The 7777-nt window shown below is 73.0% G+C and carries 6 protein-coding genes and 1 pseudogene; 3 read left to right on the forward strand and 4 right to left on the reverse strand.

Annotated elements, in window-relative coordinates; translation table 11 throughout:
* Positions 1-108: 108 nt before the first annotated feature.
* The 3 genes from ABD211_RS28490 to ABD211_RS28500 all read left to right on the forward strand — a co-directional run bounded on the left by ABD211_RS28490 (position 109) and on the right by ABD211_RS28500 (position 4148).
* Positions 109-2295 carry a bifunctional polysaccharide deacetylase/glycosyltransferase family 2 protein gene (locus ABD211_RS28490; RefSeq protein ID WP_344138505.1) on the forward strand — a complete coding sequence of 729 codons (2187 nt, stop codon included), beginning with the start codon at positions 109-111 and terminating at the stop codon, positions 2293-2295.
* A 30-nt stretch (positions 2296-2325) separates the two neighbouring features.
* Positions 2326-3108 carry a hypothetical protein gene (locus ABD211_RS28495; RefSeq protein ID WP_344138507.1) on the forward strand — a complete coding sequence of 261 codons (783 nt, stop codon included), beginning with the start codon at positions 2326-2328 and terminating at the stop codon, positions 3106-3108.
* Positions 3109-3293: 185 nt separating this feature from the next.
* Positions 3294-4148, forward strand: coding sequence for a DUF6807 domain-containing protein (locus tag ABD211_RS28500; protein ID WP_344138509.1), 855 nt, complete (start codon positions 3294-3296; stop codon positions 4146-4148).
* 3 nt (positions 4149-4151) lie between these two features.
* On the opposite strand, the gene ABD211_RS28505 is transcribed toward ABD211_RS28500, so the two are convergent.
* The 4 genes and pseudogenes from ABD211_RS28505 to ABD211_RS28520 form a co-directional block, all read right to left on the reverse strand.
* Positions 4152-5492: an ABC transporter ATP-binding protein gene (locus ABD211_RS28505; protein ID WP_344138511.1), complete on the reverse strand. Its 1341-nt coding sequence runs from the start codon at positions 5490-5492 to the stop codon at positions 4152-4154.
* Between the two features lie 137 nt (positions 5493-5629).
* A complete protein-coding gene (locus tag ABD211_RS28510; RefSeq protein WP_344138513.1) occupies positions 5630-6709 on the reverse strand; it encodes a PseG/SpsG family protein in 1080 nt (359 codons plus the stop codon).
* A complete protein-coding gene (locus ABD211_RS28515) occupies positions 6706-7437 on the reverse strand; it encodes a cytidylyltransferase domain-containing protein (RefSeq protein WP_344138516.1) in 732 nt (243 codons plus the stop codon). The genes ABD211_RS28510 and ABD211_RS28515 overlap by 4 nt, the downstream gene beginning before the upstream one ends.
* Positions 7434-7777: pseudogene (locus tag ABD211_RS28520) on the reverse strand (hypothetical protein); the annotation flags it as partial. The pseudogene ABD211_RS28520 and the gene ABD211_RS28515, both read right to left, overlap by 4 nt.

Consider the following 7777-nt stretch of genomic DNA (forward strand, 5'->3'; position numbering starts at 1 on the left):
CCCGTCGGCGACGCCCACGCGCACGACGGCCCCGACCCGCGCCGCGCCGCTGAACCCGGACGCCAGCGCGTCCCCGCGCGCCGCCCTGCCCGCGTCGGCGAGCCGCTCGTGAGCACGCTGTCCCACCCGCCGGCGCCCCCGGAGACCGTGCCGGCCCCGACGCGGCCCACCTGGAAACGCCGGATGACGCCCCGGCCACGCTGGCTGCTGACCAGCGTCGTACTCGGCGTGTTCGCGATGTTCCTGCTGCTCGAGGCGTACGTGAACGCCGAGTTCAAGCCCGACGGGGCGGTGCACGAGTCGACCGTCGCCGCGACGGTGCCCGACAGCATCACCGGCGGCGGGCCGCTCATCGACACCACGCACGGCCGCGTCGCGTCGTACCACATGCCGCCGGGGACGGTCGCCCTCACGTTCGACGACGGGCCCGATCCGGTGTGGACGACACAGGTCCGCAAGGTGCTCCGCAAGCACGGCGTACCGGCGACGTTCTTCGTGGTCGGCTCGCAGGTGGCGCGCTATCCGCACCTCGCGCGCGAGCTCGTGGCCGACGGCAACGAACTGGGCGTGCACACGTTCACGCACCCCGACATGACCAAGCTGCCCGCCTGGCAGCGCACCATGGAGTACTCCCAGACGCAGATGGCGATCGCCGCGGCCGTCGGGGTGAAGACGTCGCTGCTGCGCTTCCCGTACTCGTCGAGTTCCGACTCGCTCGACGACCGCACCTGGCCGCTCGTGGTCGAGGCGGGCAGGCAGGGCTACCTGACGATCGAGACCGACACCGACAGCCTCGACTGGGAGCGCAGGGGCGTCGACGCGATCGTGGACGCCGCGACGCCGCGCGACGGGGCCGGCTCGGTCGTGCTGCTGCACGACGCCGGTGGCGACCGCGCGGAGACCGTCGCGGCCCTCGACCTGCTCATTCCCAAGCTCAAAGCTCAGGGGTACGAGTTCCTCACGGTGTCCGAGGGGATGCGCCGGGCCACCGCCACCACCGCGCCCGTCGGCGAGGACGCGGCGAGCGCCCTGGACCAGTGGCGGGGCCGCGCGCTGGTCTGGGCCGTGCAGGTCGCGGACCGCCTGCTCAACGCCCTCGGCCTCATGATCATCACGGTGGGCGCGCTGACCACGTTGCGCACCCTCTTCCTGTTCTTCTTCGCGGGCCGGCACGCGCGGCGGCGCCGCCGCCCCGACTGGCGCTGGGGCGCACCGGTGACCGAGCCCGTCTCGGTGATCGTGCCCGCGTTCAACGAGAAGGAGAACATCGCCAACACGGTGCGGTCGCTGGCCACCGGCGACTACCCGGCGATCGAGGTGATCGTCGTGGACGACGGCTCCACGGACGGCACGGGCGACCTCGTCGAGGCCCTCGACCTGCCCAACGTGCGGCTGGTCCGGGTGCCCAACGGCGGCAAGCCGTTCGCCCTCAACGTCGGCGTCGCCTGGGCCAGGCACGACCTGATCATCATGGTGGACGGGGACACCGTGTTCGAGCCGGGTTCCATCCGGGCGCTCGTGCAGCCCTTCGGGGACCCGACGGTGGGCGCGGTCGCGGGCAACGTCAAGGTCAGCAACCGGCGTACGGTCGTCGGACGCTGGCAGCACATCGAATACGTCATCGGGTTCAACCTGGACCGGCGGCTCTACGAGATCTTCGGCTGCATCCCGACCGTGCCGGGCGCGATCGGCGCGTTCCGCCGGCGGGCGCTGCGCGACGTGGGCGGCGTCAGCGACCGCACGCTCGCCGAGGACACCGACCTCACCATGGCCATCACGCGGGCCGGCTGGCGGGTGGTCTACGAGGGCAGGGCGCGGGCGTGGACCGAGGCGCCGGCGACGCTCGCCCAGCTGTGGCGGCAGCGGTACCGGTGGAGCTACGGCACCATGCAGGCGATGTGGCGGCACCGGTCCTCGCTGGTCGAGTCCGGCGCGTCGGGCCGGTTCGGGCGCCGCGGGCTGCCGTTCCTGGCCTTCTTCGGCATCGCGTTGCCGCTGCTCGCGCCGCTGGTGGACATCCTCACGCTGTACGGGTTCGTGTTCTTCAACCGCACCGAGGCGGGCGTCGCGTGGCTGGCCATGCTGGCCCTGCAGACCGTCACCGCGATCGTCGCGTTCCGCCTGGACGGCGAGCGCCTCCGCCCACTGTGGGCGCTGCCCCTGCAGCAGTTCGTGTACCGGCAGGTGATCTACGTGGTGATGGTCCAGTCGGCGTTGACGGCCCTCACCGGCGCCCGACTGCGCTGGCACAAGCTGCGCCGCACCGGCGAGGCGGCCGTCGGGCCCACGGGTTAGTCCACGGACGGGACGGGGAACTGCGTGTTCATGGCAACGATGCACGGACACCGGCCGGCGGCGCGCTGCGCCGCCCGCCTGCAGGGCAAGTCGTACGCGCTGGTGCTGGTCGTCTTCGCGGTCCTGCTGGTCTTCGCGGCCGGCTGCGACGCCAACCGACCTGCCGACGAACGCCTCGCGCCGCGCGCGGCCGCCGGCCCGACCGCCGCGCCGCACACCGCGGCGGTCAGCCGCGACGGCCGCGACGCGGCCGACATCGACGTGGTCAGCGGCGCCACCACGGTGACGGTGCGCGCCGCCGACCTCGGCGACACGCTGGCCCGGGCCACCACGCCGGACGACTCCCCGCTGGCCCCGTCGTTCGTGGTCGCGGACCCCGACCTGCAGGTCCACCTCGCCGGCACGGGCCCGAGCGCCGTCCTCATCGAGGTGAACAGGGACGTGACGTGGCGGCTGCGCTTCTCGGGCGGCTACACGTCGGTGACGGTCGACGGCACGGCGGCGGCGCGGGTCGACGGCGTCGACCTGGCCTCGGGTGTCACGCGTGCGGACCTCGGCCTGCCCGCCCCGCGCGGCACCACCGAGGTCCGCGTCGCGGGCGGCGCGAACGACGTGACGGTACGCGTGCCCGCCGGCCCGCCCGCGAAGGTCACCATCGGCGGCGGCGCCAACACGGTCACCGTCGACGGCGCGAACCACTCGGGCGTCCAGGCCGGCACGGTCTTCGCCCCGTCGACCTGGGACGCAACGACGGACCGCTACGCCATCGCCGCGACGTCGGGCGTCGCGACCCTCACGGTCGACCGCCACTGACCGGGCTCCGGCTTTTGGCGCCGTAGGCACGGAATGCGGGCCGGTGTTCGCTCGCCATGGCGCCATAACGCGCTGCCGGGCCGGGCGCGAGCCCGGCACGTGACTCGTATAGGGAAGCAGAGCTCAGAAACGGTAGGGTGCGAGCGACAGGTTCGAGCAAACGCTTTCCCCGAGGTGAGGTTCGCATGCTGCCGCCGTATTCCGCGAATGGGCCGGTTCCGCTGCGCGTGGCGGGTGGTGGGCCGGTCGTCGCCGGGTACGTGACCGAGCCCGTCGTGGATCCGCAGCGCGGGCCGCGGCCGTTCCTGCACCCCGTGCGGACCCTCAACGGCACCGTCGTGACCGACGTGCTGCCCGAGGACCACACGCACCATCTCGGCGTCAGCGTGGCGATGCAGGACGTCGACGGGGTCAACGTCTGGGGCGGGCGGACGTACGTGCGCGACCAGGGCTACCAGTGGCTGTCCGACCACGGGTGCATCGTGCAGGACACGCTCACCGCCGGGGAGCACAGCATCGCGGGCACGCTGCGGTGGTTGGACACCAGGGGCGCGACCATGCTGGTCGAGCAGCGCGTCATGCGGGCCGAGCCCGTCAACGAGCGGGCCTGGCGGCTGGACTTCGCCTACGACCTGCGCAACCCCCGGCCGGTGGACGTGACGTTGGGCAGCCCGGGCACGAACGGCAGGCCGGGCAACGCCGGGTACGGCGGGTTCTTCTGGCGGCTGCCGTTCGGGCCGCAGGCGCCGGCCGTGTTCAGCCCCGAAGCCGCCACCGAGGCGGAGGTGAACGCCAGCACCACCGACTGGGTCGCCGTCACGTCGACGAACAGCGGCAGCGCGTACTCACTGATTTTTGAAGGTCTTGGCGACGATGACCGGTGGTTCGTCCGCGCGGCGGAGTATCCCGGGGTGTGCGTCGCGCTGGCGTTCGAACAGCGGCGGCGGATCGCGGCCGGGGACGCGCTGTCGCGCCGGCACCGGGTCACGGTGGTGGACGGCGCGGTCACCCCGGACGAGGTGACCGCGCTCCTGCGCTAGGGCTCAGCGCCAGCCGACGTCGATGCGCTGACCGCGCGCGTCGAAGAAGTGCAGCTGGTCGATGCGGATGGCGACGCTCATCGGGTCGCCGACGCGCAGGCTCGGGTACGGCGCGAGACGGACCGCCACCTCGGCGCGGGCCCGGTGGTGGCGGCCCGACTGCTCCAGCACGCTGACCTGGTTGCGGGCGCCCGTGCCGTTGCCGTTGCCGTGCGCCGAGGACCCGTGGCCGTGGCTGTCGTAGTCGTCCTCGCGGTGGGCGTTGCGGCCGCGGAACATCGCCGCGACCTTGCTCAGCCGGGAGCCCGTGCCGTTGGTCGGCACCGGGGCCGCGCCCGCGATGTCGTCGACCGGCACGGCGAACGCGCCGATGTCGAGGAACGCCAGCGACTCGTGACCGTGGTGCTCCAGGTAGCGCACGCGGCCGTGGAGGACGTCGCCGGGCGTGTCCGGCACGACCGGGGTGAGCGCCTCGGCGCGCACGCCCACGACGATGCGCTCGCCGTGGAAGTGGGCCACCTGACGGGCGCGCATGTCGTGCCAGGGCAGGTAGAGCGCCTGGTCGCCGAGGTGCAGCGCGATGTAGCGGTCGAGGTGGACGTAGACGCTCGCCTCGAGCAGGTTCATCCGCGGGCTGCCGAGGAAGGCGGCCACGTAGAGGGTGCCCGGACGGCTGTAGACCTGGGTGGGCGTGCCGACGTCCTGCAGGACGCCCTTGCGCATGATGGCGACGCGGTCGGCCATGGTGAGCGCCTCGGCCTGGTCGTGCGTCACGTAGATCGTGGTGACGCCCAGCTCGCGGACCAGCGCCGAGATCTCGGCGCGCAGCTCGGCACGCAGGCCGCTGTCCAGGTTCGACAGGGGCTCGTCCATGAGGAACAGGGACGGGCGGCGCACGATGGCGCGACCCATGGCGACGCGCTGGCGCTGACCACCGGAGAGCTGCCCGGGCTTGCGGGCGAGCACGTCGCCGATGCCGAGCGCGGACGCGATGTCGGCCACCCGCTCGCTGCGCGACTCGGGCTCGATGCCCGCGATGCGGAGCGGGAACCCGATGTTGTCCCTGACCGACATGTGCGGATAAAGACCGAAATCCTGGAAGACCATGGCGACCTTGCGCTCACGCGGAGCCAGATCGTTGGCCACGTCCCCATCCAGCAGGACCGCACCCGAAGATGGGTCCTCCAGACCGGCCACGATCCGGAGCACGGTCGACTTGCCGCAGCCCGAAGGGCCCAGCAGGACCATGAACTCGCCATCCTGGACGTCAAGGCTCACGTTGTCGACGGCGAGGGTTCCGTCACCGAAAACCTTGCTTACGTCCCTAAGCGCGACGGTTGCCACCGTCTCCTCCCCGCACTGCTTTGACACGGTCTGAGGCAGTAACTCTGGTCGCCGGTTAGACCGACCGCCATCGGGTGAACGTGCCATGTTCCCGCCGTGACACCCGTGTTACACGCCATCCCGGACATGGTGCAGCCTCACCAGGGGAAATAGCAAAGGTTCCCGCTAGATCTCATGGTGACTATTACGTTGAGCAGCGCCTCGGTAACGCGGCGCTTGCCTTGTCCATCAATGAACTTCCATCCGAGCCCGACGAAGGCGTTTCGACGGGTGGGATCGAGGAGCAAATAGCGCAATTCGTCCACCGCCGCGGCGCGCGCCGGCCCGCCCCCGCGGACCTCGTCCAACCGGCCCAGACCCGCCGCGAGTCCGTGCGCCATCACCCGCTCGTACCCCAGGCGCTGGTTGTCCACGACCCACAGCAGCGCCGCGGGCGCGCCCAGACACAACAGCTCCCACAGCGACGTGCCCGCCGCGCTGACCACCAGGTCCGCGGCGCGCACGAGCGCCGGCAGGTCGTCGGTCGGCTCGATGACCGTCACCGACTGCCCCGGCCCCGGCGGCAGTGCCGCAAGGGCGTCGCGCGTCGCCGGCCGGCCCGCCACGATCGTCACCGCGAGCGGCACCCCCGTGGCCACCAGCAGCTCCGCCACCACGGGAGCGGCGTCGAACGCGTCCGTCCCGCCGAAGAAGCACAGCACGCGCGGCGGCCCGCCCTGGCGCGCGCTGGGCGCCGTCGCCGGCCTGGCCCGCCGCACGCTGTCGCGCAGCAGCGCGTAGCGCACCCCGGCCAGCCGCGTCGCGCCCGGCGGGAGATCGACCGGCAGCAGCTCCGCGTCGAGGTTCTGATCCAGGTAGAGGTCCGCCTCCTGGCCGCGGTGGTCGCCGTCCACCACGGCGAGTACGGGCACGCCCGCGCGCCGCAACGCCCCGGCGCACGCCGGGTCCAGCTCGTACGAGTCGAGCACCAGCGCGTCGAGGCACAGCCGGTGCGCGGCCGCGACCATCCCCGCGGGCGTCGTCGGCCCGTCGACGAGGGGCAGCCGGCGCCCGTCCAGTTGCCGGCGCGCCCACGCGAGGTCGCCCAGGTCCCCCAGGAACACGACGTCGATACCCTCGGTGAGCAGTTGTTCCGCCAACGCCACGCAGCGCACCAGGTGCCCCACGCCGGCTTTATGCCCCGCGTCACACCGGAACCCCACCCTGAGCGGCGTCACGCCTCCTCCAGCGCCTTCTGTTCGACGGTGGCGTTGCGGGCGCGGATCTCCGGGTGGGCGTCGAGCCACTCGGCGAGCTTAGGCAGGTTCACCGTGCCGTCGCCGACGTGGGCGACCACGGCCCGTACGAGGTCCCAGTCGGCCACCGTGTCGAGGGTGAGCCGCAGGTGGGTCCGGTCCGGCGGGACGGTCAGCCCCAGCACCCGGAAGGTCTCCGGGTGCGTGTAGGCGTACGACGTCACGTGCACCCGGTGGTGCCCCGTGGCGAGGTCGTCCAGGGCGCGCAGGGCCGAGCTGCTGATGATCTCGACGTCCAGTCCCCGGGGCAGCGTGTGCGCGATCGACGTGGACAGGTAGTCCAGCCCCGGCACCGCCCCGAAGACCCGCGCGGCCGTGGCGATGATGTCGGGGTCCTGCAGCGGGTTGTCGGCGGTGAACCGCATGACCGCCCCGGCCGGGTGGGCGTCCAGCGCCCCCAGGAACCGGGTCAGCACGTCGTCCGTCGGGCCCCGGTGGCAGGCCACCCGCAGCCGGGCGCACTCGGCCACCACGGCGTCGTCCTCGGCCTCCTCGGTGGTCGCCACGACCAGATCGGCGACAGCCGCGCTCTCCCGCGCGGCGGCCACCACCCGGCCGAGCACGGTGGTCGAGCCCAGCGGCCGGAGCACCTTGCCGGGCAGTCGGCTCGCGCCCATCCGCGCCTGGATGATCCCTAAAATTCCGGTCATTTCGCTCCCGTCCGCAAGGCCCGCCACCGCCGGCGCAGGCCGCCCGGCACCCGGCTGGCCCGCCGCAGCGCGTGGACCGCGAACCGGCTCGCCCGGTAGCCCGGCGAGCCGGTGAACAGCTCGACCGCCCGCTCGGCCCGGCGCAGCGCCGCCTCCCGGGAGCTCAGCAGGTGCTCGTGCCAGGCCACCTGCGCCCGCGCGGCGACGAGCTGCTCACGCAGCCGCCCGGCGGCCACCAGCAGCTCCTGGTGGCTGTCGACGTCCAGCGGCGGGGTGCCCACGGTCACCGCGCCGAACCGGGCGGCGACCTCGGCGGCCGGCCGCCCACGACGCGCGGCCG

This window comes from Luedemannella flava, assembly GCF_039528515.1.
GTDB lineage: Bacteria > Actinomycetota > Actinomycetes > Mycobacteriales > Micromonosporaceae > Luedemannella > Luedemannella flava.